Source organism: Actinomyces naeslundii, from assembly GCF_001956585.1.
Taxonomy (GTDB): Bacteria; Actinomycetota; Actinomycetes; order Actinomycetales; family Actinomycetaceae; genus Actinomyces; species Actinomyces naeslundii.
In genome coordinates, this window is the sequence record NZ_MSRR01000031.1 from 59,689 (window position 1) to 84,976 (window position 25,288).

The 25,288-nt window shown below is 69.4% G+C and carries 24 protein-coding genes; 7 read left to right on the forward strand and 17 right to left on the reverse strand.

What is annotated here, in order from left to right; translation table 11 throughout:
- Positions 1-14: 14 nt before the first annotated feature.
- The 3 genes from BKH33_RS12165 to BKH33_RS12175 all read right to left on the reverse strand — a co-directional run bounded on the left by BKH33_RS12165 (position 15) and on the right by BKH33_RS12175 (position 2,212).
- Positions 15-347 carry a YlxR family protein gene (locus BKH33_RS12165; RefSeq protein ID WP_003784627.1) on the reverse strand — a complete coding sequence of 111 codons (333 nt, stop codon included), beginning with the start codon at positions 345-347 and terminating at the stop codon, positions 15-17.
- 118 nt (positions 348-465) lie between these two features.
- On the reverse strand, positions 466-1,506 hold the full coding sequence (gene nusA, locus BKH33_RS12170; RefSeq protein WP_003784634.1) for a transcription termination factor NusA: 1,041 nt from the start codon (positions 1,504-1,506) through the stop codon (positions 466-468).
- A gap of 196 nt (positions 1,507-1,702) precedes the next feature.
- Positions 1,703-2,212 (reverse strand): ribosome maturation factor RimP, encoded by a 510-nt coding sequence (locus tag BKH33_RS12175; protein ID WP_003784636.1) that lies wholly within the window; start codon positions 2,210-2,212, stop codon positions 1,703-1,705.
- A gap of 117 nt (positions 2,213-2,329) precedes the next feature.
- Here BKH33_RS12175 and BKH33_RS12180 point away from each other — a divergent pair, with 117 nt between their 5' ends.
- Positions 2,330-3,349, forward strand: a complete 1,020-nt coding sequence (locus tag BKH33_RS12180; RefSeq protein ID WP_003784629.1) for a hypothetical protein — start codon at positions 2,330-2,332, stop codon at positions 3,347-3,349.
- Position 3,350: 1 nt separating this feature from the next.
- Positions 3,351-3,605, forward strand: a complete 255-nt coding sequence (locus tag BKH33_RS12185) for a hypothetical protein (protein WP_003784630.1) — start codon at positions 3,351-3,353, stop codon at positions 3,603-3,605.
- Between the two features lie 620 nt (positions 3,606-4,225).
- Here the strand turns inward: BKH33_RS12185 and BKH33_RS12190 are convergent.
- Positions 4,226-6,061 (reverse strand): proline--tRNA ligase, encoded by a 1,836-nt coding sequence (locus BKH33_RS12190; RefSeq protein WP_003784625.1) that lies wholly within the window; start codon positions 6,059-6,061, stop codon positions 4,226-4,228.
- A gap of 256 nt (positions 6,062-6,317) precedes the next feature.
- Between BKH33_RS12190 and mvk the strand changes: the two genes are divergently transcribed.
- The 4 genes from mvk to fni are packed head-to-tail and all read left to right on the forward strand — an operon-like array spanning position 6,318 to position 10,571.
- Positions 6,318-7,280 (forward strand): mevalonate kinase, encoded by a 963-nt coding sequence (gene mvk, locus BKH33_RS12195; RefSeq protein ID WP_003784638.1) that lies wholly within the window; start codon positions 6,318-6,320, stop codon positions 7,278-7,280.
- Positions 7,277-8,308 carry a diphosphomevalonate decarboxylase gene (gene mvaD, locus BKH33_RS12200; RefSeq protein ID WP_076072319.1) on the forward strand — a complete coding sequence of 344 codons (1,032 nt, stop codon included), beginning with the start codon at positions 7,277-7,279 and terminating at the stop codon, positions 8,306-8,308. Before mvk ends, mvaD begins: the two co-directional genes overlap by 4 nt.
- Positions 8,299-9,486: a phosphomevalonate kinase gene (locus BKH33_RS12205; RefSeq protein ID WP_003783947.1), complete on the forward strand. Its 1,188-nt coding sequence runs from the start codon at positions 8,299-8,301 to the stop codon at positions 9,484-9,486. The genes mvaD and BKH33_RS12205 overlap by 10 nt, the downstream gene beginning before the upstream one ends.
- On the forward strand, positions 9,483-10,571 hold the full coding sequence (gene fni / locus BKH33_RS12210) for a type 2 isopentenyl-diphosphate Delta-isomerase (RefSeq protein ID WP_003783962.1): 1,089 nt from the start codon (positions 9,483-9,485) through the stop codon (positions 10,569-10,571). Before BKH33_RS12205 ends, fni begins: the two co-directional genes overlap by 4 nt.
- 169 nt (positions 10,572-10,740) lie before the next feature.
- Here the strand turns inward: fni and BKH33_RS12215 are convergent, their stop codons facing one another.
- The 13 genes from BKH33_RS12215 to rpsB form a co-directional block, all read right to left on the reverse strand.
- Entirely contained in the window at positions 10,741-12,117 is a 1,377-nt protein-coding gene (locus tag BKH33_RS12215) for a tripartite tricarboxylate transporter permease (protein WP_043539500.1), read from the reverse strand.
- The gene (locus BKH33_RS12220) at positions 12,114-12,404 is read right to left on the reverse strand and encodes a hypothetical protein (protein ID WP_003783917.1); all 291 of its coding nucleotides are present in this window, start codon (positions 12,402-12,404) and stop codon (positions 12,114-12,116) included. Before BKH33_RS12220 ends, BKH33_RS12215 begins: the two co-directional genes overlap by 4 nt.
- A gap of 110 nt (positions 12,405-12,514) precedes the next feature.
- Positions 12,515-13,504, reverse strand: coding sequence for a GNAT family N-acetyltransferase (locus tag BKH33_RS12225; protein ID WP_081388495.1), 990 nt, complete (start codon positions 13,502-13,504; stop codon positions 12,515-12,517).
- Positions 13,505-13,553: 49 nt separating this feature from the next.
- Positions 13,554-14,735, reverse strand: a complete 1,182-nt coding sequence (gene ispG / locus BKH33_RS12230) for a flavodoxin-dependent (E)-4-hydroxy-3-methylbut-2-enyl-diphosphate synthase (protein WP_003783958.1) — start codon at positions 14,733-14,735, stop codon at positions 13,554-13,556.
- Positions 14,736-14,827: 92 nt separating this feature from the next.
- Complete coding sequence (locus tag BKH33_RS12235; protein ID WP_076142777.1) at positions 14,828-16,162, reverse strand: M50 family metallopeptidase; 1,335 nt, start codon at positions 16,160-16,162, stop codon at positions 14,828-14,830.
- Complete coding sequence (gene dxr / locus BKH33_RS12240; RefSeq protein WP_003783926.1) at positions 16,159-17,460, reverse strand: 1-deoxy-D-xylulose-5-phosphate reductoisomerase; 1,302 nt, start codon at positions 17,458-17,460, stop codon at positions 16,159-16,161. The genes BKH33_RS12235 and dxr overlap by 4 nt, the downstream gene beginning before the upstream one ends.
- Positions 17,461-17,510: 50 nt before the next feature.
- A complete protein-coding gene (locus tag BKH33_RS12245; RefSeq protein WP_043539501.1) occupies positions 17,511-18,056 on the reverse strand; it encodes a DivIVA domain-containing protein in 546 nt (181 codons plus the stop codon).
- Complete coding sequence (gene rlmN / locus BKH33_RS12250; RefSeq protein WP_003783913.1) at positions 18,053-19,312, reverse strand: dual-specificity RNA methyltransferase RlmN; 1,260 nt, start codon at positions 19,310-19,312, stop codon at positions 18,053-18,055. Before rlmN ends, BKH33_RS12245 begins: the two co-directional genes overlap by 4 nt.
- Before the next feature lie 72 nt (positions 19,313-19,384).
- Complete coding sequence (locus BKH33_RS12255; protein WP_003783928.1) at positions 19,385-20,314, reverse strand: phosphatidate cytidylyltransferase; 930 nt, start codon at positions 20,312-20,314, stop codon at positions 19,385-19,387.
- 76 nt (positions 20,315-20,390) lie between these two features.
- Positions 20,391-20,948: a ribosome recycling factor gene (gene frr / locus BKH33_RS12260; RefSeq protein WP_003783960.1), complete on the reverse strand. Its 558-nt coding sequence runs from the start codon at positions 20,946-20,948 to the stop codon at positions 20,391-20,393.
- Positions 20,949-21,104: 156 nt separating this feature from the next.
- A complete protein-coding gene (gene pyrH, locus BKH33_RS12265) occupies positions 21,105-21,857 on the reverse strand; it encodes a UMP kinase (protein WP_003783955.1) in 753 nt (250 codons plus the stop codon).
- A gap of 263 nt (positions 21,858-22,120) precedes the next feature.
- Complete coding sequence (gene tsf, locus BKH33_RS12270) at positions 22,121-22,960, reverse strand: translation elongation factor Ts (protein WP_003783941.1); 840 nt, start codon at positions 22,958-22,960, stop codon at positions 22,121-22,123.
- A gap of 106 nt (positions 22,961-23,066) precedes the next feature.
- Positions 23,067-23,918, reverse strand: a complete 852-nt coding sequence (gene rpsB, locus BKH33_RS12275; RefSeq protein ID WP_003783935.1) for a 30S ribosomal protein S2 — start codon at positions 23,916-23,918, stop codon at positions 23,067-23,069.
- Between the two features lie 659 nt (positions 23,919-24,577).
- On the opposite strand from rpsB, the gene BKH33_RS14200 reads away from it, so the two are divergent.
- Positions 24,578-25,228 (forward strand): murein hydrolase activator EnvC family protein, encoded by a 651-nt coding sequence (locus BKH33_RS14200; protein WP_003783924.1) that lies wholly within the window; start codon positions 24,578-24,580, stop codon positions 25,226-25,228.
- Positions 25,229-25,288: the final 60 nt, after the last annotated feature.

Below are 25,288 nucleotides of genomic sequence, written 5' to 3' on the forward strand. Positions count from 1 at the left end.
TGCCCATCGGCTTCCTACCCGCCTTCGCTATCGGTGGTCCGCTCACCCGGTCGGGCAGCGGGGATCTCGCCGTCATTGACCATCCTCCGCTCCAGGAACCCGCGGACCCGGGCCACGTCCAGTGGCCCGCCGGTGCGCAGGGCACGCGAAGCGGCGCGTCGTCGTTCAGCGAGGGTGAGGCACTCGGGATCCGGGTGGATCCAGGCACCGCGCCCGGGTCTGACGGCCCGGGCATCGACGTCGAGCTCGCCGCTCGGCGTCAGCACGAGACGCAGCAGCTGCGCCCGCGGGGCCCTTTGCCGACAGCCGATGCAGGTGCGCTCGGGCACGTGAGGGGTGGTCGCCACCGTCCGTCGGTGTCCTTCCGCTGCTCTGCAACCGCTGACGCGGGAGCTACAACCGGGACGTCCCGGCGTAGGACCCGCAAAGGTCCGCCGGAAAGTCTACATCCCCGGGAAGGCCGGTTCAGTCGCCCAGCCCTGAGGCACCTGTCACGTCGTCGGACTGGGAGCCCTGGCCGGGGGTGATCTCGCCGGACTCGGCGTCGGCGTGGATATCGATCTTCCACCCGGTCAGGCGGGCGGCCAGGCGGGCGTTCTGCCCCTCCTTGCCGATGGCCAGCGAGAGCTGGAAGTCGGGGACGATGGCGCGGGCGGTGCGCTCCTCGGCGTCAATGACGCCCACGGCCGCCACACGGGCCGGCGACAGAGCGTTGGCGATGAAACGCGCCGGGTCCTCCGAGTAGTCCACGATGTCGATCTTCTCTCCACCGAGCTCGGTCATGACCGCGCGCACCCGCTGCCCCATGGGACCGATGCAGGCACCCTTGGCGTTCACACCGCGAATCTTGGAGCGCACGGCCATCTTCGTACGGTGCCCGGCCTCGCGGGCCACCGAGACGATCTCGACGTCGCCGGAGGAGATCTCGGGGACCTCGCGCTCGAAGAGCTTGCGCACCAGACCCGGGTGGGTGCGAGACAGGATGATCTGGGCCCCGCGGGTGCCGCGCGAGACGTCGGTGACGTAGGCGCGCACACGGTCACCATGGCGGTAGCGCTCACCGGGAACCTGCTCATGGGGAGGCATGATGCCCTCGTGCTCCTCGTCCAGACGCACGTAGACGATACGGGGGTCCCGGCCCTGCTCGACGGTGCCGGAGATCAGCTCACCGGTCTTGTCCTTGAAGGCCCCCAGGACCTCGAAGTCACGGCGGTCCTGGATGCGCTGGACGATGACGCTGCGGGCCGTCGCCTGGGCGATGCGGCCGAAGTCGTCAGGGGTGTCGTCGAAGTACTCCCCTGTGGGCTGATCGTCCTCATCGACCTCCGGAGCCAGGACGCTCATGTGCCCGGAACGGCGGTCGATCTCGACGTGGGCGCCCCGGATCGCTCCGGGGACCTTGGAGTAGGCACCCAGGATGGCGTCCTCGATAGCGGGAAGCAGGTTGTCCAGGTCAATGCCCAGCTCGTCGGCAGCACCTCGCAGCTCCGGCATATTGATGTCCATGGGTCCTTGGGTCCTCTCTGGTCCGCTAGGCGGGTGTGCGCTGGGCTCTCCGACGACGTTAGCCCGTGACGGGCCGGGTGGTCCATACACGTCTTCCCGGGTCGGTCCATCAACCTATCAGTTATCAGGTCATACATTATTCCCGGAGGCTATCCGCAGCAGGCATCTTATAATCCTTCGGCCTGTTGCAACGGATCTAGAGCCCGGTTACCACCATCTGCGCCTCGGAGATCTCCCTCAGAGCGATGCGGTGCTCGACGCCGTCGACCTCGATGCTGACCAGGCCGTCGCCATCACCCTCACCGTCGTCACCGTCAGCGTCGGCCGCCGTGACGACGCCGGTGAGCTCCTCACCGGCGGCACGCAGGCGGGCACTATGACCAACGGCACGTCTGAAGTGACGCAGGGTGCTCAGCTCGCGCTCGGCTCCGGGAGTGGAGACCTCAAGGGTGTACTGACCCTTGACAGGGTCGGCCTCATCGAGGGCCTGTGAGACGGCTGCGGTCACCGGCCCCAGGGCGTCCAGGTCGAGGTCACCCGGGCCGTCGGCCAGGTCCACGAAGACGCGCACAACCGAGTACTTGCCCGCCCGGGTGGTCTCCACTCCCTCGAGGTGGAGCCCGGTGTCGGCGACGACAGGAGCAAGCAGGTCGGTGAGGCTGCGGGCCAGAGCATCAGCCCTCTGCCGAGGGTCGTGGGCTGCCATGTCGTTCTTCCTCCCGTACGGGCCCGAGCGGACGGCTCGAGCGAAACGTGGTCGATGTGGTCGAGGCCTGGTCAAGGTCGGGATCATGCTACCCGTCGTCTGTGGGAGGATTCCCGAGTGAAGACTCCTCGCTCCGCCCACCCCACCCAGACGAACGGCCTCCAGGTACCCACCGGCTCCGACGACGCAGCCTCAGGCCGCCGCATGACGCGCCGCGCCGCGGTACTCGCCCTGGGCTCATCGGCCGTGGTCGCACTGGGGGGATGCGGACTGCGCCTGGGGAAGGGCTCACCGGCATCCCTGCCGACCGCCTCGCCCGCAGAGACCGCTCGTGACGGTCTGGCACGCCAGGCGGCCCTGATCTCCTCCACCGCGGGCGTGGTCGCGCAGAGCGGCGGCACGGAGGGCACGACGGTCTCACTGGCCGAGGGCGTCAAGCAGACCGCCGATGCCCAGCTCGAGACGCTGGGCGGAGTGTGGCAGCCGTGGCCCTCGCAGGTGCCGTCCTCCTACCCCACGGTCGCTCCGGTTCCGTCGGCCTCGGCAGGCGCCTCCGCGCAGGACCTGGCCACAGCCCTGGCCGACGGCTCAACCATGGCCCGCCGGGCGGCGATCGGCGCTGCTTCGGAGCAGGATGCCCGGCTCTTCACCTCGCTGACGGTGGCCTGGAGCCTTCAGCACGATCTCTTCGCCCAGGCCGGCTCGGCGGACACACCACGTGTGGACGTGGCCCAGGGCAGCAAGATCAGCGCCGGCCTCCTGACCTCCTATGACGCCGCCCGCTACGCCATGGAGGAGATCGCGGCGCGAAGTGATGAGCCCCAGCGCAAGCAGGCGACCGAGGACGCCAAGGCCGCGACCGCCGTCGTCAACACCGCTGTCGCCGCAGGCAGTGAGGACGCCCGACTGGCCGCATACGCCTCCCCGACCGAGTCCTCCGACCCCAGTGTGAGCGTGCAGGTGTCCTGGGCCCGGCAGGTGTGGTCCGCCGTCGTGTCGTCAGAGGTGCAGGAAGCCGGCTCCGCCAAGGCCTCCACGCCGGCCCGCGAGGCGGCCGTCACCGGCGCGGTCGACGCCGCCCGCCGCGCCACCGCCTGGGGCGCGGACTTCTCCTCCCTGCCCGGCTACGCCGCCTGACGTGCGCCTCCTCGTAGCGGTCCTGGCCGTCGTCGCCGCCCTGGCGGCCGTGGACCAGCTCTTCTTGTGGATGGAGCGCCGTGGCTGGATCTACTGGCGGCGTCGCAAGCCTGACCCGCGCGGAGCCATCCTGGGTCCCATAGACAATGTCTTCAACCCGGCCCGCGAGCACGTGGTTGAGCAGAAGGAGACCGAGGAGCTCCTGGCCGACATCCAGGCAGACACGGCCCCGAGGCGCAGCCGTACAGCGGAGTGACCCGGGACGGCAGCACCAGCGCACCCCGCTCCGATGGAGATCCCCGTAGGACTCGTCGTCTCGCATGTGGCGGCAACGCGTCACACCTGCAGCACCGGATCGTTGGGGCCTCCGGCCCAGTGGCATCCTGACCCTTCCGTCTTTTGAGGGTGCTCGGCCAGTCCGCCGGTCAACCGGTGCGATGGGGCTACTCCGCGAGGTTCAGCTCCCACGGCCTGAGAGTCAACCGCGCAGTGTTGTCTCATGGCTTCTGAGAACTCCGGACGTCATGGCGTCTCAAGACACCGGTGGAGCAGGTTTCCCGGGCGCGAGAGTCGTTGCTCGCCCTGCCGGCAGGGGCGGGCTCGGTTACTTGGGCGGTGCCTGGCGTGCACTGCACGAGGGTCGGGGACTGCTGGGCAGGGGGCGGGGGTACTCCATGAGGTGTGGGGGCTCGTGCAGTACGCACACCCCTTGGTCGGTACACCCCTACCCCCGTGCAGTAGGCCGCCCCGAGGAAGGGGCTCGGGCCAAAGCCAGCGTTGAGGCAGTGCCACCGGGACCCAGCACAGGAACCAGGAGGGGCAGCCGGGTCCGAGGTGTTCGCCTCTCACGCCCTGCGCTGATACCAGCGCCGCCTCTCACAGGCTCTCAGCGGCCTCCAGGGCGGCGCGGACGGTGGCGCTGAGCTCGGCCGCAGCGGCGTCGGCGGGAACGGAGCGACGCTCGCCGGTGCGACGGTCGCGAATCTCCACGGTCCCCTCCTTGGCCAGGTCCCGGCCGACGACCAGTGTGTAGGGCAGGCCGAGGAGCTCGGCGTCGGCGAACTTCACGCCGGCGGAGACCTTGCGGCGGTCGTCGTAGAGGACCTCGACGCCGTCGGTGTCCAGGGACGAGGCGATCTGCTCGGCGACGTCGAAGACCGCCTGGTCCTTACCGGTGGCCAGGACCTGCACGTGGTAGGGGGCGATCTGTACCGGCCAGGACAGCCCCTTGTCGTCGTGGTTGGCCTCGGCCAGCGCTGCCATGACGCGGCTGACGCCGATGCCGTAGGAGCCCATGGTGACCACGCGGGCCTTGCCGTTCTCATCCAGGACGGTCAGCCCCAGGGCCTGGGAGTACTTGCGTCCCAGTTCGAAGATGTGTCCGATCTCGATGCCGCGGGCCAGGTGGAGGGGGCCGGAGCCGTCGGGGGCGGGGTCGCCCTCGCGGACCTCGGCGGCCTCGATGGTGCCGTCGGCGGTGAAGTCGCGCCCCATGACCAGGTCGAGGACGTGCTTCTTGTCGGTGTTGGCACCGGTGACCCAGCTGGTTCCCTCCACGATCCTGGGGTCGACCAGGTAGCGCACGGAGCCGGTGAGGACCTCGGTCCCGTCGTCGAGCCTCTCCACCCGCCGCAGCGGCGAGTTGGGGCCGATGGCGGTGGGGCCGATGTAGCCGCGCACGAGCTCGGGGTGGGTCTCGAAGTCGGTGTCGCCGGCCATCTCGACCTCGGCGGGGGCGACGGCGGCCTCCAGGCGCTTCATGTCGACGTCGCGGTCCCCGGGCACGCCGACGACCAGCAGCTCACGCTCACCATCTGGGTGGATGAGGGTGACGACGACGTTCTTGAGCGTGTCGGCGGCCGTCCAGGCCCGCCCGTCCGACCGCGGGTAGGCCTCGTTGCACAGGTCGACCAGGGAGTCGATGGTCGGGGTGTCGGGGGTGTCGACGACGCGCGCCGGGCCGATGCCGGAGGCGTCCACGGGATCGGGGACCACGGTGGTGACGGCCTCGGCGTTGGCCGCGTAGCCGCTTGAGGAGCGCACAAAGGTGTCCTCGCCGATCTCGCAGGGGTACAGGAACTCCTCGGAGTGCGAGCCGCCCATGGCACCGGCCATGGCGTTGACGATGACGTAGTCCAGACCCAGGCGGGCGAAGATCCGCTCGTAGGTGTCACGGTGGGCCTGGTAGGCGGCGGCCAGCCCGGCGTCGTCGATGTCGAAGGAGTAGGAGTCCTTCATGACGAACTCGCGTCCGCGGATGATGCCGGCGCGGGGGCGGGCCTCGTCGCGGTACTTGGTCTGGATCTGGTAGACGATGGCCGGCAGGTCCTTGTACGAGGAGTAGAGGTCCTTGACCGCGAGGGTGAACATCTCCTCGTGGGTGGGAGCCAGCAGGTAGTCCCCGTCCTTGCGGTCGTGGAGCTTGAACAGGGTGGGGCCGTAGTCGTTCCAGCGTCCGGTGGCCTGGTAGGGCTCGGCCGGCAGGAGAGCCGGGAAGTGGACCTCCTGGCCGCCCATGGCATCCATCCCCTGGCGCACGATGTCCTCGATCTTTCGCAGCGTCCTCAGGCCCAGCGGCAGCCAGGTGTACACCCCGGGGGCGGCCCGGCGGATGTAGCAGGCACGAACGAGCAGCCGGTGACTGGCGACCTCGGCGTCGGCCGGATCCTCGCGCAGGGTTCGGATGAAGGAGGTGGAGAGTCTGTGCAGCACGGGGTGATCCTACGGGTTCTGACGCCACGGCCCCAACGGAGCCCGACCGACCGTACGAGATCACGCGATTCGGGACCGGTTGACCAACGACGCCGCACCGGGCGAACCGGAGGCCTTGACGCTGGTCAGGGACGACTTGCGGCCCTCGAGAAGGGCCCGATACGCTCCATCCCATCGGAGGGTTCGTCGACCCTCTTATCCCTGAATTCGGCCCGCGTCACGTCCCCCTGCTCGCGGACCACAGGCAAGGAAGCATATGGACAGGCACTCCTCCCTGCGCGAGGGACACGGCCAGACGTGGGCGAAGGCCATTCTTCTGGGTGAGCACTCCGTGGTCTACGGCCACCCCGCCGTCGCCGTACCACTGCAGGACCTGCGGATGCGAGCCACTGCGAGACCGGCCTCGGGCCCCTCCACGCTGACCAGCCTGGACTACTCGGGCCCCCTGACGCAGGCCGGACCCCGGTTCGCCAGCGTGGCACGAGCCTTCGAGGTGGCCCGGGAGTTCTCCGGGTGCCTGGACCAGGCCCTTGAGATCACCACCGTCAGCGACTTCCCCCATGAGCGCGGGCTCGGTTCGTCGGCCGCGGCGGCCGGCGCGATCATCCGTGCGGTTCTGGACGCCTGCGGGCGCGAGGCCGACGCAGACGAGCTGTTCGCCCTGACGCAGATGGCCGAGCAGATCGCTCACGGCAAGCCCTCGGGGCTCGACGCCGCCGCCACCTGCTCCCCATGCCCCATCCGGTTCCAGGGAGGGCAGATGCGGCCCCTGAGCCAGCGCATTGAGAACGCCTCCCTCGTCATCGCCGACTCCGGCGTCCACGGCTCCACCCGGGAGGCCGTCGGCGGGCTGCGCCGGCGCTACGAGAACGATCCGGACAACATCGGTCCGCGCATCAACCGCCTGGGGGCACTCACCCAGAACGCGATCATGGCCCTGGACCAGGCCGACGCCCCCACCCTCGGAGCCGCCATGGACGAGGCGCATACGGTCCTGGCCGAGCTCAGCCTGAGCCTGCCGGTCCTCGACGATCTCGCCGAGGCCGCCCGCACCGCCGGGGCACTGGGCGCCAAACTCACCGGCGGGGGGCTCGGCGGCTGCGTCATCGCCCTGGTGACCGGCGAGCCGGCCGCGCGCCGGGTGCGCGCCGCTCTGGAACGGGCGGGGGCGCCGGCGACTTGGAACTACCGGATGCGCATCAGCGAGGTGGACGAGTGACCGCCGTACCCCCCGGAGCCGCTGCCGGCTCCTCCCCGTCCGCCATCGCGACCGCGACGGCCAGCGCGAACACCAACATCGCGCTCATCAAGTACTGGGGCAAGGTCGATGAGGCACAGGCGATCCCCGCCACCTCGAGCCTGTCCCTCACCCTCGGCGGCACCCGGACGACGACGACGGTCTCCTTCGACGGCGGGGACGGCGCCGCAGACTCGGTGACGATCAACGGGGCCTCCCCCAGCGCCGTGGAGCTGGGGCGAGTGACCCGGTTCCTCGACCTGGTGCGCGCCCGCTCAGGCGTCACCGCCCCGGCAACCGTCACCTCCCGGGCCTCGGTCCCGCTGGCGGCCGGCCTGGCGAGCTCGGCGGCGGGCTTCGCGGCGCTTGCGGCGGCGGCCTCCCGGGCCGCCGGCATGGATCTCGACGGCCGGGAGCTCTCCAGACTGGCCCGACGCGGCTCGGGCTCGGCGACCCGCTCCGTCTTCGGCGGGCTGGTCCTGTGGAACGCGGGCCACGACGACGCCTCCTCCTACGCCGAGCCGGTCGCCTGCGAGATGGACCTGGCAATGGTCGTCGTCGTGCTCTCGCAGCGTTACAAGCCCATCAGCTCGACCCGGGCCATGCGGGCCACCATGTCGTCCTCCCCTCTCTTCCCCGCCTGGGTCGAGGCCAGCGGGAGGGACCTTCAGGTGGCGCTGGAAGCGGTCCGGGCGGGCGACCTGGCACGGCTCGGGGAGATCGTCGAGGGCAACGCCCTGGGCATGCACGCCACGATGATCGCGGCCCGCCCGGGCATCATCTACTGGCTGCCGCCGACCGTGGCGGCACTGCAAGCGATCCGCGCCATGCGCGAGGAGGGGCTGCCCGTCTGGGCAACGATCGATGCCGGCCCCAACGTCAAGGTCCTCACCGAGGGCGCCCGCGCCGAGGAGGTCGCCGCCGCGCTGCGAGACCGTCTGACCGGCACCACCGTCTCAGTGAGGCGTCCCGGCGGCGGGGTGCGTGTCGAGGAGGGCCCATGCCCCTGACCTCTCACGGCGGCGATGTCGTCTCCAGGGCGCCGGGTAAGCTCTACATCGCCGGAGAGTACGCCGTCGTCGAGCCCGGCCACCGAGCGGTCCTGGTCGCCGTCGACCGATTCATCACCGTACGCATCACGCCCTGCTCCCCCGCCGGAGAGTACGCGGGCACGATCAGCTCACGGCTCTACGCCAACGGCTCCAGGCCCTGGCGCCGCCGACCGCAGGACGGCCAGGCCGAGGCAGTCGAAGGAGAGGACGACTACATCATCTCGGCGATCCGAGTCGTTGAGGCGCTGGTGACCCAGGGTGGCGGCCGGCCACGCTCCTTCGACCTGAGCGTCTCCAGCGAGCTGGAGGAGGACGACGGGCGCAAGCTGGGACTGGGCTCATCATCGGCGGTGACGGTGGCGACGGTGCGCGCCGTCGCGACGTTCTACGGCATGGCCGCCGACGACCTGACCGTCTACAAGCTGGCGATGCTGGCCAGTGACACGGTCCAGCCGATCGGCTCAGGAGGAGACATCGCCGCGAGCGCCATGACCGGGTGGGTGGCCTACACCTCCCCCGACCGCTCATGGCTGCGCCGGGCCCGGCAGCGAGCCGGGGCCGGTGGCATGAGCGATCTCGCGGAGGCGGACTGGCCAGGTCTGAGCGTCCGCCGCCTGCCGTCTCCCTCATTGCGGCTTCAGGTGGGCTGGACCGGCGCGCCCGCCTCCACCCCGGCCCTGGTCGCCGACGTCCAGACCCGATCCCACGGGGCCGATGACTACACCGTCTTCCTGCGCGACAGCCAGGACTGCCTGGCTCGTCTCATCACCGCGATCGAAGATGATGACGCCGCCCGGATCATGCGCCAGATCGCGCGCAACAGGGCTCTTCTGGCAGGGCTCAGCCGGATCGGCGACCGGACCATCGAGACCGCCGAGCTGGCGAGACTGGTCGAGATCGCGCTCGACCACGGGGCCACGGCCAAGAGCTCGGGCGCCGGAGGCGGGGACTGCGGAATCGCCCTGTGCCCACCGGCCACGGACCTGGTTGCACTGCGAGCCGCGTGGGAGACGGCCGGGATACGCCCTCTGGACCTGTCGGTCTACAGCCAGGACTCATCCGCTGCCTGCGCAGCCGACCCCGCTGAGGCACGTGCTGATTCCTCGACCGCCTCCCCCGTTAAGGTCACCCCATGAGCCACGAGCCCCTCACCTCGCAACGGGCCTCCCGTAAGGACGAGCACCTGGAGCTGGCGATGCGTCTGCACGGTCAGGACCGCGCCGGCGCCTTCGACGACGTCTCCTTCATCCATCACAGCCTGCCGGGGGTCAGCGCCGAGCAGGTCGATATCGGCACCACCGTCCTGGGCTGCCGCTGGGAGGTCCCGTTCTACATCAACGCCATGACCGGCGGAACGCAGGCAACAGCGGCTATCAATGCCGGTCTGGCCGAGGCGGCCGCTGAGGCGGGAGTCGCGATCGCCTGCGGTTCCCAGCACGTGGCCCTGCGTGACCCCGAGCGGGCGGACGGCTTCCACGTCATCCGACACCGGGCCCCGGGCGCCTTCGTCCTGGCCAATGTCGGACCGACCGTCAGCCCTCAGGAGGCACTGCAGGCCGTGGAGATGTTGGAGGCCAACGCCCTGCAGATCCACCTCAACGCGGCCCAGGAGCTGGTCATGCCCGAGGGCGACCGCGACTTCACCGGCTGGAGCGAGGCGATCGCCGGCATCGTTGCGGCCGTGCCCGTCCCGGTGGTGGTCAAGGAAGTGGGCTTCGGGCTCTCACGCCGGACGATCGAGGCCCTGGCGCGCACCGGCATCGCGGCCGTCGACGTGGCTGGGGCCGGAGGCACGGACTTCATCGCCATTGAGAACGAGCGCCGACCGCAGCGCGACCTGTCCTACCTGGTCGGCTGGGGCCAGTCGACGGCGCTGTGCCTGCTGGAGTCGCTGAGCGGATCGGAGCCGGTCAGCCTGCCGGTACTGGCCTCCGGCGGCGTGCGCAACCCGCTCGACGTCGTCCGGTCGCTGGCCCTGGGCGCCTGCGCCGTCGGCGCCTCCGGGCACGTCCTGCGCACCCTGATCAAGGCGGGCCCCGAGGCCCTGCGCCAAGAGCTGCGCACCTGGAGCGAGCACGTGCGCACGCTCATGACCCTGCTGGGAGCAGCCAATGTCTCTCAGCTGCGTCGCACCGATGTTCTCGTCACCGGGAGCACCGCTGAGCGGGCCCGGCTGCTCGGCGTCGATCTGACCGGTCTGGCGCACCGCAGCGATACCTAACCGTCACCAGGTGCTTCCGTCAAGGGGGATCGTCCCCTCTGCCCCAAACTCCGACTGACTCATAGAGTGCTGGTATCAGGACTCAGCATCGGAGTCTCGCGTGGCCGATCGCAACAGACGTGCGGCGGAGGCCGGTCCCCAACCTCCGCCGCATCCCGCGAGAAGGAGATCAGGCCAGAGCGGCCAGGGCCTTGACGATGCCGGGAGCCGCGTAAAGGGACATGAACTGGACGCCGTAGGAGACCCCCAGTCGGTTGAGCGACCCGCACGCGATTCCCACAAGCAGGACCCCGAAGACATTGGCCAGGCCTGCCTTCTGGTCGGCGTCGATGTAGGCCAGCAGGAGGACGAAGGCGACGAACAGCGCCAGCACCGCCTCGTGGGGAATGCGACGCATGACGAAGTAGGTGATCTGCGAGGACCAGCGCACGGCGATGACGTACGTGATCGCAACCGCGGCAAGAGCCCCGATGGTCACGGTGATGATGAATCCGGGCAGGTCCAGCAGGTGGTGCAGGTTGTGCTGCTTGGTGTAGACCGAGCCCGCATTGAACAGCGGACCGGCGGGGCCGACGGACACACCGGAGATCGGGACCCCGAGCGCCACCAGCGGAATGATGACGCCGGCCAGGTAGGTCGAGTGGGTCAGGGCGCTCATGACGGTCACTGCACGTTGCGCGCGGGGCACCCGGTCCTCCTTCTGGCGGGCCACGGAGGCCTCACCCAGCAGGAAGGTCAGGCCCACCGGGCTGAGAATGAACAGCGGGGTGGAGACGGCGGCCATGGCGGCACTCCACCAGCCCTCGGACCTCGTGATGAGCCGCCCCGGCCACAACGCCTGTCGCTCGAAACCGGATCGCAGCAGCTCGGCCTTGGTGCGATTGCCGTGCGGCAGTGCCTCCCGACGCTTGGCATTGAGCAGCTCCAGGAGGGTCAGGAGCATAGGCCCCACGGTGATCCCGAGGAAGAAGGAGGTATTGACACTGGCCTTCTCAGGGATAATCCCCGCCCCTCGGTAGAGCGCCGGAAGCGCCTGGAACAGAAGTGCCATGGGAAGAATCGATACCAGGGAGAGAATTCGGTTCTTTCCGAGCAGGGCCAGAATCACGGCTCCGGCAGCCAGGACGATATCGGAGTTGGACTTGATCCAGTCGGCCATGGGCAGCAGCAGACCGGCAAGGAGGAAGCTCAGGGGAATGGAGATAAGGGTTCCAATGGCCGACCCCACCGCCATCTTCCGGATCGTGTCTGAGGCCAGGCCCTTGTTGCGCAGCACCATGGCGTGATCCATGAGCGGAGCGGACATGACTCCGCCGGGCAGTCCCACCAGCGCCGTCGGGATCCCGTTCATGAGGTTGAGCGTGACCACGGCGGAGATGAAGAAGGCGAGCACTACGTGCGGTGGTGCCCCAGCCAGGATGATCGCCAGAGTGACGGGGGCCAGCACCCCGGTCTCATCGGTCCCGGGGATGAAACCGATGAAGGTGTAGAGGACCACGGCAGCCAGGATGGCGGCCACCATCATGAGGAGAAGGCTCACAGTCACCGGTCTCCCCCTTCACTCGCCCCGACGTTCAGCTCATCGACAATGGTGACCTCACGTTTAGGAGTCACAAGGAAGCAGCAGGCGATAAAACCGATGGTGGAGGCCCCCAGCCCCCAGAACAGCGGCTTGCCTCCGAGATAAACGGAGAACAGCACCGCCGCGACGACGCATATCACCGATATCAGGAGACAGACAATCAAGTCTCTGGGTGATACGAGGTCATTCCATACCTCGATATTGTTCTGACGCTCCGTGTTCTCGGAGTCGACGTCATCAGTACTGCGCACGATTGGTGATCGTAGGCGAGCCGCCCAAGACGCTCCATATGTTGTTCACCATGACTTTGCAGGCGCCGTGTAACAAAACAGCATCGTCCTTGCGGTCCCACCGGGAACATTCACAGGAGCACGGTGGCGAACAGACCCACCTGCACGAACCCCAGAGACCGGTAGAGCGCCAGGGCGGGGGCGTTGTAGTCGTTGACGTAGAGGCTGACAACGCCGTCGGCCCCGACATGATCGCGACGTACGGCGTCCACGACGCTGGCCAGAGCCGCCGCCCCGACTCCTCGCCCGCGCAGGTCGGGGCGCGTCCACACCCCGGTCAGCTGGGCGACGCAACCGGCCGGGGAGCGCCACAGGGCCCCGACATCAGCCTTGAAGGCCACGGCCCGAGGCGAGCCGGGTTGAACCGGGTGACCGGCACCGTCATCGAGCACGATGTAGCTGCGTCCCTGCTCGATGAGCCAGCTGACGTGGCGGCCGTAACCGGGACCGTCCACGGTGGGGTCGTAGCCGAGCTCCCCGCTGAACATGTCCACCGAGGCGGGCAGCACCAGTCCGTCCTCATCAGGACGGGCGAGACGGACCGACCGCCCCACCCAGGCCAGGGACGGACGACGACGCAGGTGCGCACTCCCCAGCCCCCCGCCCACCCGGGGCGCGGTCAGGACCGGCTGCTTCCAGCGCTCATGGCGGGCACGCGCTCCCTGCTCGCTGAGCCCACCCCAGATCGCGGCGACGTCTCGAGCCGGTCCCGACACGGAGCCGCGCCTGGAGAGGCGAGGGCGGGCGTGCTCGGCCAGCGCCCAGATCTCACCGGCATCCGCGGCTCGCAGACCGTGCTCTGGGCGTCCGGCCAGGCCGAAGAGCATGAGAGAACCCACCGACCAGGCCGCGGCGACAGGACGGGCCAGTCCTCCCAGAGCGACGACGTCGCCGCGTCCCCAACGAGACCAGCGCTGCATCTGCTGGACCAGGCTCACGGCGCTGACCGGATCGAGTGCGCACAGCGACATGACGCCCGAGACCCGGTCGGCGGGGACCGGTGTCAGGCGATCGGCGCGACGCTGATCGCGTTCGTGATCACGGTGCCGTAGGAAGCCCATGTCCGTCAGGCCCGGGCGGGAGCTCTGCGCTTCCCGCCCTCACCGGTCCTCAACCGGCGGCGGAGACCATGGGAGCGGTGCCGGCCAGTGCATCCTCACCGAGCTCCTCGGCCATCTCAGCGGCCATGACCTCGGCGTGCTTGAGGAGGGTCTCAACGACCTGGTCCTCGGGGACGGTCTCAACCACCTGGCCACGCACGAAGATCTGCCCCTTGCCGTTGCCCGAGGCGCAGCCCAGGTCTGCCTCACGGGCCTCGCCGGGGCCGTTGACGACACAGCCCATGACGGCCACGCGCAACGGCGCGGTGACCTTCTTGAGTCCCGCCTCCACCTCCTCGGCAAGGGTCCACACATCCACCTGAGCCCGACCGCAGGAGGGACAGGAGACGATCTCGAGCTGGCGCTGACGCAGACCCATGAACTCTAAGAGCTTGGTGCCCACCTTGACCTCCTCAACCGGAGGCGCCGACAGGGAGACGCGGATGGTGTCGCCGATGCCCTCTGCGAGCAGGGTGCCGAAGGCGGCGCAGGACTTGATCGTGCCCTGGAAGGCGGGGCCGGCCTCGGTCACGCCCAGGTGAAGGGGCCACTGGCCGGCCTCGGACAGGAGCCGGTAGGCCTGCACCATGGTGACGACGTCGTGGTGCTTGACGGAGATCTTGAAGTCGTGGAAGTCGTTCTCCTCGAACAGTCCGGCCTCCCAGGTGGCGGACTCCACGAGCGCCTCGGGGGTGGCCTTGCCGTACTTCTTAAGCAGGCGCTTGTCGAGGCTTCCGGCGTTGACGCCGATGCGTAGGGAAACACCGGCGTCGGAGGCGGCCTTGCAGATGTCGGCGACCTGGTCGTCGAACTTGCGGATGTTGCCGGGATTGACGCGCACGGCGCCGCAGCCGGCCTCGATGGCGGCGAAGACGTACTTGGGGTTGAAGTGGATGTCCGCGATGACGGGGATGCGCGACTGCTTGGCGATGATCGGCAGCGCCTCGGCGTCCTTGTCGGTGGGGCAGGCCACGCGCACGATGTCGCAGCCCGAGGCCGTCAGCTCGGCGATCTGCTGGAGCGTGGCACCGATGTCGTGCGTCTTGGTAGTGGTCATGGACTGCACTGTGATGGGCGCGTCTCCGCCGACGTTGAGGCTGCCGACCTTGATCTTGCGAGTTGGTCGGCGCGGCGCCAGGACCGGGGCCTGGGCACGCATGGTGGGGATGCCAAGAGCGATCGCTTCAGTCACCCGACCAGTATGTCATCCACCCTGCCCGGCCCTGTACCGCGGGCGTGTGGCATCGCTCCCGCCGGCACCGGAGCACCCCGCCATCATGGACCTCACAGCGGAGCGGCGATATCCACCCACACCAGGACCAGGGCCATGACGATGAGCAGGCCGAAGCCGACCTGTCCCACCGGGATCATCTTGGCCGTGTCCACCGGTCCCGGATCAGGCTTCCCCTGCGCCTTGGCGATCATGCGCCGGATGCCCTCCCAGCAGGCGCCGGCCACGTGTCCGCCGTCAAGGGGCAGCAGGGGCACCAGGTTGAAGGCGAACAGCGCCAGGTTGAGGCTGCCCAGCAGCACGAGCATGCTGCTGACACGCATCGACAGGGGAACCTGCCCGCCTCCGGTCGCACCGCCACTGGTGGCCTGCCCGGCCATGCGCCCCATGCCCACCAGGCCGACGACGCCGCTGTCGGCACTGCGCTGCTCCATGCCCAGTCCGGCCTGGACGGCGTGGTAGAGCCCGACCGGGAGGGTGGCGATGGCCTTGACCGTGCCGCCGACGGCCTGTGCGATGAGGCCCGGTATCTTGGCCGGGCTCTGCGGAATGGTTCCCAGGGAGGGGGCGATCCCCACGTAGGGGCGGGCCTCGGTCCGTACGGCACCGGTGGCGTCCTTGACCGGGGCGCCCTGGGAGTCGCGAACGGTCCGCTGGGCCTCGACCGCTGTGACACTGACGGTACGCGTGGCACCGTCGCGCTCGATGACGACCTGGGTGGGGTTGGTTCCACCGGCTGCGATCCGGGCCTGGAGCTCCTCCCAGGTGGAGACCTCGACCCCGCCCCAGGAGACGACCCGGTCGCCGGCCTTGATACCGGCGGCGCTGGCGGGGCCGGCCGGGTCGGAGTCCTGGCAGGGGACGTTCTCATCAACGTTGGACGAGACGCAGGGCTCCACCTTCGACAGCGTGGTCGTGCGCCCCGGGATGCCGACCGCTCCGATGGCGATTGCCAGAAGAAGGATTCCCAGGACCAGGTTGGTGAGGATCCCCCCGGCCATGACGATGAGCTTCTTGGGGACGCTGAGGCTGTAGAAGGCGCGGTGCTCCTCGCCTGGCCCGATCTCCTCGAGGGCCTCGGCACGCGCCTCGCCCACCATGCCCAGGCTGCCGTCCTTGCGGCGCCGGTCCGGCTTTCCGGGTTTGGCCGGCGGCAGCATGCCGACGAGCTTGACGTAGCCGCCCAGCCAGATGGCCTTGACTCCGTACTCGGTCTCGCCGCGCCTGACCGACCAGATCCTCGGTCCGAAGCCGATGAAGTACTCCGGTACCTTCACGCCGAACCTCTTGGCCGGGATCATGTGCCCGAGCTCGTGGAGGGCCACCGAGACACCGATCCCGATGATGAGGATGACGATGCCCAGGATGTAGGCCAGGGTGGTACTCACGAGTGCGTTCCTCCGTTTCGTGCCGCGATGAGCTCGTCGGCGCGGGTGCGGGCCCAGGTCTCCACGGCCAGGACGTCGTCGAGGCCCGGAGCGGACAGCCCCTCGTGCTCGCCGACGACGGCCGCGTCGATCTCAACGATGTCCAGCCACTCGATCCGGCCGCCCAGGAAGGCGGCGACGGCCTGCTCGTTGGCGGCGTTGAGGACGGCCGGGTGGGTGGCCGATGCGGCCACGGCGCTGCGGGCCAGGTCGACGGCGGGGAAGGCCTCACCATCCAGGGGCTCGAAGGTCCAGCTGACCGGATCACGCCAGTCGTTGGGTGTCACGAGGCCGGACAGGTCGGGACGCTTGGGCCAGGTCAGCCCCAGGGCGATGGGCAGGCGCATGTCGGGTGGGGAGGCCTGGGCGATGGTGGCGCCGTCGGTGAACTCGACCATGGAGTGGATGACCGACTGGGGGTGGACGACGACGTCGATCTGCTCGGGGACCACGTCGAACAGGAGGTGGGCCTCGATGAGCTCGAGGCCCTTGTTGATGAGGGTCGAGGAGTTGACGGTCACCACCGGTCCCATGTCCCAGGTGGGGTGCTTGAGGGCGGCGGCGGCGCTGATCCCGGTGAGACTCTCCCGGCTCCTACCGCGGAAGGGGCCGCCGGATGCGGTCAGGACCAGCCTGCGCACCTCGCTGTGCCCACTGACGACGGGACTGGTCAGACCCTTCTCGTGACGGCCGCTGGCCAGGGCCTGGGCGATGGCGGAGTGCTCGGAGTCCACGGGGACGACCTGGCCGGGCCGGGTGAGCGCCTCGCGGACCAGGGCGCCTCCGACGACGAGGGACTCCTTGTTGGCCAGGGCCAGGCGGGCGCCGCTGCGCAGGGCCGCCAGCGTGGGCAGCAGGCCCACGGAGCCCGTGATGCCGTTGACCACCGTGTCATCGGGCCCGAGCCCTGCGGTCTCGACTGCCGTGGTCGCTGCATCGGGGCCGGTGAGGATCGTGGTGACCGGGTCGGGGCGACCGGCCTGGGCGGCTGCGATCGCGAGTGCCTCGCGCAGATGCTCGGCGAGCTCCTCTCCCCCGCCGGTGATGGCCAGGACGGGGACGTCCCAGGCCAGGGCCTGTCGGGCCAGGAGCTCCAGGCGGCCTCCACCGGCGGCCAGAGCGACCACCCGGGGGGAGGCCTGGCCCAGACGGGCGAGGGCCTCAAGGGTCTGGGTACCGATCGATCCGGTGGATCCGAGCAGGACCAGTCGGCGAGGGGACTGCGGGGAACAGGAACGTGACGGTGCGTGGCCGGTCATGGGGCGGCGGGATTCCTCAGAACGTACTCGATCTACTCGACTTACTCGGTTCACTCAACAGACAGGAGGACCTCGACGACGCGCGCCAGGTAGCGATCGACGCTGGGCTCCCCGTAGGCCTTGTTCCCCCGGGCACGGCGGAAGACCGCTCCACGCACCTCGCTGGAGGTCAGGGTGGTGTCGGAGTCGAAGTAGCCGGCGATGCGGTCCATGAGGGCATCGACATCGGTCTTGTCATACCCCTGCCCGGAGGCCGGGGCGAAGCGCTCACCGGCCGGACGCAGGAGGCGCGGGTAGAGGGTGGTGGCGAGCTGGGTGACCTGGTCCATCCAGGCCTGGCGGCCCTTCTTGGCCACGAAGGCGGCACGACGGCGCTGAAGGAAGGCGACCTCGAGGCGGTCGAGGGCCGCGTCGACGGCCTGGGGCTGGTAGCCGCGCAGGACCACGTCGAAGGCGACGGTGCGCACGCCCTCGGAGTCCATCTCGTCGAGATCGCCGGAGTCGTAGATCTCGTGAGCCGTCTCGAAGTAGCGATCGACCTGCTCGGGGCGGTAGCCCGGTCGCAGGAGCGCTGACTTGGGGAACATGTCGCTCATGTCGTCTTGGCCCTCTCCTGGTTGAGTACCTCGGTCGCGAGCTGACCGCAGGCACCGTCGATGTCGCTGCCTCGAGTGTCTCGCACTGTCGTGGTAATTCCGGCACGTCGAAGCGTGTCAACGAACATATCCTGAACCGCAACCTCCGAGCAGGTCCAGATGGAGCCCGGAGTCGGGTTGAGAGGGATGGGGTTGACGTGGGCCCATCCGGTGTCCCTGCGGTTGAGCTCGTCGGCGAGCATCTGAGCGCGCCAGGCGTGGTCGTTCATGTCCTTGATGAGCGCGTACTCGATGGACACGCGCCGGCCGGTGGCCAGGAAGTAGTCGTGGGCGGCGTCGAGCAGCTCGCCGACCTTCCACTTGGAGTTGACGGGGATGAGCTCGTCTCGCAGCTCGTCGTCGGGGGCGTGCAGCGAGACGGCCAGGGTCACAGGCAGCCCCTCGCCGGCCAGCCGGCGGATGAGAGGAACGAGCCCCACCGTGGAGACGGTGATGCCGCGGGCCGACATGCCGAAGCCCTCCGGGGCCGGGTCAATGAGCCGGTGGAGGGCACCGATGACGTTCTTGTAGTTGACCATCGGCTCGCCCATCCCCATGAAGACCACGTTGGACAGCCGCGCCGGTCCCCCGGTCAGCTCGCCAGCTGCGGAGGCCTGGGCCGCGTGGCGCACCTGCTCGACGATCTCCGCGGTGGACAGGTTGCGGGTCAGGCCCATCTGGCCGGTGGCGCAGAAGGGGCAGGCCATGCCGCAGCCGGCCTGGGAGGAGACGCACAAGGTGGTGCGGTCCTTGTAGCGCATGAGGACGCTCTCCACTCGGACGCCGTCGTGCAGCTCCCACAGGTGCTTGATGGTGCGTCCGCCGTCGGCTCGCAGAGCGCGCACCGGGGCGATGAGCTCGGGCAGCAGCTCGGCGCACAGCTGCTCGCGCTGGGAGGCGGGCAGGTCGGTCATGTCGGCGCTGTCGCGGGTGAAGTGCGTGAAGTAGTGCCGTGAGAGCTGGTCGGCCCGGAAGGAGGGCAGGCCCGAGCTCTTGCAGGCGGCCTTGCGACCGCTCAGGTCGAGGTCGGCCAGGTGACGGGGGGCCTTGCCCCGCGCCGCCGGTACGGCGAAGGACAGGCGCGGCCTGGCATCGGGACTGGTGGCGCCCTCGGGCGGCTGGTCGGTGGGCATGACCTGGACCTGGCCGTCGCGCGGCCGTCCGGTGATGCTGACGGGCTGCGGGCGCCGGGGGCGCTGTACTCGCGAAAGACTCACGCTCGTGCTCCTCGTGTCCCGGGGCTGGGGAGGGCCGGGCTGGTCGATAGGGGTGGGTGCGGCATGCAGTCCCTATTTCACCAGGAGGGTGAAGGCGTAGACAAGTGGAGCGGCCACGAGGATGGAGTCGAGACGGTCCATGATTCCTCCGTGCCCGGGCAGGAGCGTGCCCATGTCCTTGAGCCCCAGGTCGCGTTTGAGCAGGGACTCGCCCAGGTCACCCAGGGTGGAGACGATCACGGTGCAGGCCCCCAGCGCGGCCCCGGTCCACCAGGGGCCGCCGATGGCCCAGACGCAGCCGGCCCCCGTGGCGACGGCTGCGATGAGGGAGCCCATGAGACCCTCCCAGGACTTCTTGGGCGAGACCGACGGAGCCAGGGGGTGACGGCCGAAGGTGATGCCCGCCAGCCACCCACCGGTGTCGTTGGCGGCTGCCAGGGCGATGAGCATCATGACTTTTCCCACTCCGTGATCCTGGACCAGGAGCAGCACGGCGAAGCCGGCCAGGTAGGGCAGGTAGGTCGCGGCGAAGACCGAGGCGGCAGCGGCGCTGGAACGCGAGCGGCGGACCTCGTCGTGCGCCTCGGTGCGGGGGATGTCGTGGCCGGCCTGCTCCAGGACGGTGCCAGTCTCCGCCTCGGCATGGTCCATGAAGCTCCACAGGACGCAGGCACCGGTGGTGGCCACGTAGGCCCCGAAGGCCGCCTCCGCCCCCAGCTCCCAGGCGCATACGGAGATGCCCAGGGTTCCGAGCCACAGGGGTGCCAACGGCAGGCGGATATTCTTGCGGGCGAAAGCAGCCGCCAGCTCCCACAGCGCCCCGCACACGGCCAGCACGACGACGCCCACGAAGACGACCTTGTAGAAGGCCAGGGACCCCAGGACCACGGCGATGAGCACGACCGCCACCCCGACGGCAGCGGGCAGGTTTCGCCCTGCCCGCCCGGTGGCGGGCAGGGGGTCGTGGTTGCGCGTGGGGCGCGGGTTCAACAGAGTCGTCACGGGGCTCACAGGGGGTCGGCGGGACAGGGGCGGGAACCGGCGTTCGCAGGGGCCGCCGGCCCCGGGATCGGTCGGGTCAGACCTCGAGGAGCTCGCTCTCCTTGGCGCTCAGGGCGGCGTCGATCTGCTCGACGAAGCGCTTGGTGAGGCCGTCGAGCTCGTGCTCGGCGCGCTTGACGTCGTCCTCGCCGGCCTCGCCGTCCTTCTTGATGGCCTCGAGCTCCTTCTTGGCCTTGCCGCGGATACCGCGCACCTGGACGCGGGAGTCCTCGGCCCGGGAGCGGGCGAGCTTGACGTAGTCCTTGCGACGCTCCTCGGTCAGTGCCGGCAGGGTGACGCGGATGACGGTGCCGTCGTCAGTGGGGTTGACACCGAGGTCGGACTCGCGGATGGCGGTGACGATGTCCTTCATCGCCGAGCGGTCGAAGGGGCTGACCAGGACGGTGCGGGCCTCGGGGATCGTCAGGGAGGCGAGCTGCTGGAGCGGGGTGGGGGCGCCGTAGTAGTCCACGACGATCCCGTTGAACATCGAGGGGTTGGCGCGGCCGGTGCGGATGGAGGCGAGCTCGCTCTTGGCGGCCTGGAGGGCCTTGTCCATCTTGTCCTCGGCCTCGAGCATGACGTCGTCGATCATGGTGCTTCCTTTGCTGGGCGGTCGTGGGTTCTTAAGGTCGTGAGCGGCCATCGCGGGGATGGCGCGGGGTTTGCGAGGATGCGCCGGTCGTCCGTGCGGGAACGGGCGAGGGGCCCGCGCCGGTCCGTCGTCGGTCCCGCTGGGCCCGCAGCCGGCTCAGCCGCAGCTGACGAGTGTCCCGATTCTCTCACCCAGCAGGGCCCGGGTGATATTGCCGGGCGCTCCCATGCCGAAGACCCGCATGGTCAGCCCGTTGTCACGGCACAGGGCGAAGGCGGAGGCGTCGACCACCTGGAGGCCGTCGGCCAGGGCCCGTTCGTAGGTGAGGTTGTCGAGACGCTTGGCGTCGGGGTTCTTGCGGGGGTCGGCAGTGTAGACGCCGTCGACCCCGTTCTTGCCCACGAGCAGCTCGTCGCAGTGGGTCTCCAGGGCGCGCTGGGCCGAGACCGTGTCCGTGGAGAAGTAGGGCAGGCCGGCGCCGGCGCCGAAGACGACCACGCGGTTCTTCTCCATGTGGCGGATGGCGCGCAGGGGGATGTAGGACTCGGCGACCTGTCCCATGGCGATGGCGGTCTGGACGCGGGCGGGCACCCCGGCCTTCTCAATGAAGTCCTGCAGGGCCAGGGCGTTCATGACGGTTCCCAGCATGCCCATGTAGTCGGCGCGGGCGCGGTCCATGCCGCGCGAGGAGAGCTCGGCACCACGGAAGAAGTTCCCGCCTCCGACGACGACGGAAACCTGGACGCCGGCGCGTACGGCGTCGGCGATCTGACGGGCGGCGTCGGAGACGACGTCGGGATCCAGACCTATCGATCCGCCGCCGAAGACCTCACCGGAGAGCTTGAGCAGAACACGTCTGGGGTGCGTGCCGTGGGCCACGCGGTCGTCACGAGCCGGTTCCTGACTCATTGCGTTATGTCTCCTGGGTTCGGTGGGCAGGCTTCGCACAGCCTACCCCGTCCGAGACGGCACCGGGCCCCGATGAGAGTCACCCCCGGCGGTCAGACACGCCATGCGACTATGCCCTACGACATGCCGGACCAGCCGTCGACGAATCGGGGACGAGACGGGGCGGGGGCACGAGCATCGTGCTCGTGACCCCGCCCCGTCAGTCTCCGACCGACCCGACAACACCGGCTGCTCTCCGGCGAGCCGGCCCGGCGGTACCCGGATCAGGCTCCGACGCGGAAGCGGACGAAGCCGGTCAGCTCGCCGCCGGTGGCCTCAACGACCTTGCCGACCGTGGTCTTGGGGTCCTTGGCGAAGGCCTGATCGACCAGGACGTTCTCCTTGAAGAAGCCGCTGAGGCGCCCCTCGACGATCTTGGGGATGGCCTTCTCGGGCTTGCCCTCGGCGCGAGTCGTCTCCTCGGCGATGGCGCGCTCCTTGTCCACGACCTCGGCCGGGACGTCGTCGCGGGTGGCGTATTCCGGGGAATAGGCGGCGATGTGCATGGCGACGTCGTGAGCCACCTCGGCGGCCTTGGCGTCGGTGCCCACCAGGACGCCGACCTGGGCGGGCAGGTCGGGGTTGGTGCGGTGCAGGTAGAGCTCGATCTTGTCGGCCTCGAGGCGGCCGACGCGACGCACGACGATCTTCTCGCCGATGACGGCCTGCATGCCGTCGGTGAGCTCCTTGACGGTGGAGCCGTCGACCTCGACCTCGGCCAGGGCATCGGCGTCGGTGGCGCCGGAGTCGAGGGCGGCGGTGAGGACCTGCTCGGCGTAGTCGAGGAACTTCTGGTTCTTGGCCACGAAGTCGGTCTCGGCGTTGATCTCGACGAGGACGCCGACCTGGCCGTCGCCGGAGTCGACGACCTTGGCGGCGATGAGGCCGGCGGAGGCGGCGCGGCCCTCGCGCTTGGCAATGCCCTTGAGACCCTTGACGCGAATGATCTCGATGGCCTTCTCGGCGTCGCCCTCGGCCTCGTCGAGGGCCTTCTTGACGTCGAGCATGCCGGCGCCGGTCTTCTCGCGCAGCGCCTTGATGTCAGCAGTGGTGTAGTTCGCCATGAATGTCTCCTGGTCAGTCAGTGACTAATAGACGTGTGAAAAAACGTGTGAAAGGTGTTCACAGCGCGTGGACGCCGCGCTGTGAACAAAAAGCGTGGGCGCGCGCTCAGGCCTGCTCAGCGGCAGGAGCCTCGGCAGCGGCCTCGGCGACCTCGGAGGTCGGCGCGTCAGCCTCGGCGCCGGCGAGGAGCTGGGCCTCCCACTCGGGCAGCGGCTCGGCGTCGGCAGAGACGACCTCGGCCTCCTCACCGGTGCGGGCGCGGCCACCGGAGCGGGCCAGCAGGCCCTCGGCGGTGGCATCGGCGACGACGCGGGTGAGCAGGGTGACGGCGCGGATGGCGTCATCGTTGCCGGGGATGCCGTAGGTGGCCTCGTCCGGATCGCAGTTGGTGTCCAGGATGGCGATGACCGGGATCCCGAGCTTCTGGGCCTCGGAGATGGCCAGGTGCTCCTTCTTGGTGTCCACGACCCACACGGCCGCGGGGAGCTTGCTCATGTCGCGGATACCGCCCAGGGTGCGCTGGAGCTTGTCCTTCTCACGGCGCATCATGAGCAGCTCCTTCTTGGTGCGGCCGGAGCCGGCCACGTCGTCGAAGTCGATCTGCTCGAGCTCCTTCATGCGGTCCAGGCGGGCGCGCACGGTGGAGAAGTTGGTGAGCATGCCGCCCAGCCAGCGCTGGTTGACGTAGGGCATGCCGACACGCTGGGCCTGCTCGGCCACGGCGGCCTGGGCCTGCTTCTTGGTCCCGACGAACAGGATGTTGCCGCCGCGAGCGACGATCTCCTTGACGAAGTCGTAGGCGGTGTTGATGCCCTCGATGGACTGCTGGAGGTCGATGATGTAGATGCCGTTGCGCTCGGTGAGGATGAAGCGCTTCATCTTGGGGTTCCAGCGACGGGTCTGGTGCCCGAAGTGGACACCGCTATCAAGGAGCTGGCGCATGGTGACGACGGCCATGACGGTCCTTCCGTGTGTGCCGAGAGGTTGCTCGACGCACGATCATTTCGGGGGACGGCCAAGCAGTGCGCTCGGGCGCGTCCCGGGGTGTTTCTCTGGGTTGTTCCCCTGTGATTCCGCGCGCTTGAGGGCGCGCACCGAACCGGTGACCGGCGAGTGAGCCGGCGCGGATGGGGCCTGGCGCCTGCGACGCACGGCCACCCGTTCACCGTGGCGAACCGTGATGACCGGGACCGCGACCGTGTCGCCCGGAGGGACGTCCCGAGGTGCTCGGGTGCAGGCACGCGAAGTCAGCACCCTGGGTCCATCTCCCGCTGACGCCGGAGCGATCCGCAGAATGCTGCGGAGGCGAGGTTACCACAGGGCTGCCCCCGCTGCCGAGGCCGATTCATTGGAATGCAGAGTCATTCCGGTCACCACAGACTGCTTCCTGGGAGGGTTTCCCACAGGGCCGACGACGTCCTCAGCGGCTGAGGCCGATCGGCGCGCACTCTGAGGGCATGCACCTAGAACATCCCCCGCAAACCCGGCAATCCCGAGCACAACGCACGATTCCCCATCTCCCCCGTCTCCTGCCCCGCCGCCTCACCGCGCTAGCAACGACCCTGGTCGTCTGCGGGTCGTTCGCCGCGCTCCCAGACACGCAACCGACTCAGGATATGAGCACAGTCACCAGCGCTGCCGTAACCGCAGTCTCGGCTCCGGAGTCCCATGACCCGGCGTTTCCCGAGCTGATGGGTACTCCCTCCGGGCCGGCCGGAGCAGCGCCCTCACTGACCTCGTTGACCTCACTCTTCACGAGTGCCAGCCTCATCGCCCGGTTCGCAGAGGAGGCGGGGACGAGCACTCAGGAGGGCGTGGGCCAGTCTCCGGGGCCCTTGCGCCCGCGGGGACGCTACCAGTGGCCGACCGGCGCACCGGCCACCGTGGTGGAGGCTTTCGATCCGCCTGCCGTCGTGTGGGGACGCGGGCACCGGGGAGTCGATCTCGCGGCCGCCGAAGGCGCACAGATCCGCAGCGCCGCAGCCGGGACGGTGGCATTCGCCGGCATGGTGGCCGGGCGCCCAGTGGTCTCCGTCGACCATGGCGATGGGATCCGTACCACCTATGAACCGGTGGAACCGAACGTCAGCGCGGGTGAGGCGGTCGGTGCGGGGCAGGTCATCGGCACCTTGCTGCCCGGGCACCGTTCGGACGGGGTCTGCGCCCTGCACTGGGGCGCGCGCACCGGCCCTAAGACGTACATCAACCCGCTGCGCCTGCTGCAACCGGCCGTCATCCGCCTCAAGCCGGTCCGGGAGAGTCGGTGATCGGCGCTTGATCTCGCCACCACTCCTTCCGATGATGGAACGTCGTGGACAGTGGTGAGC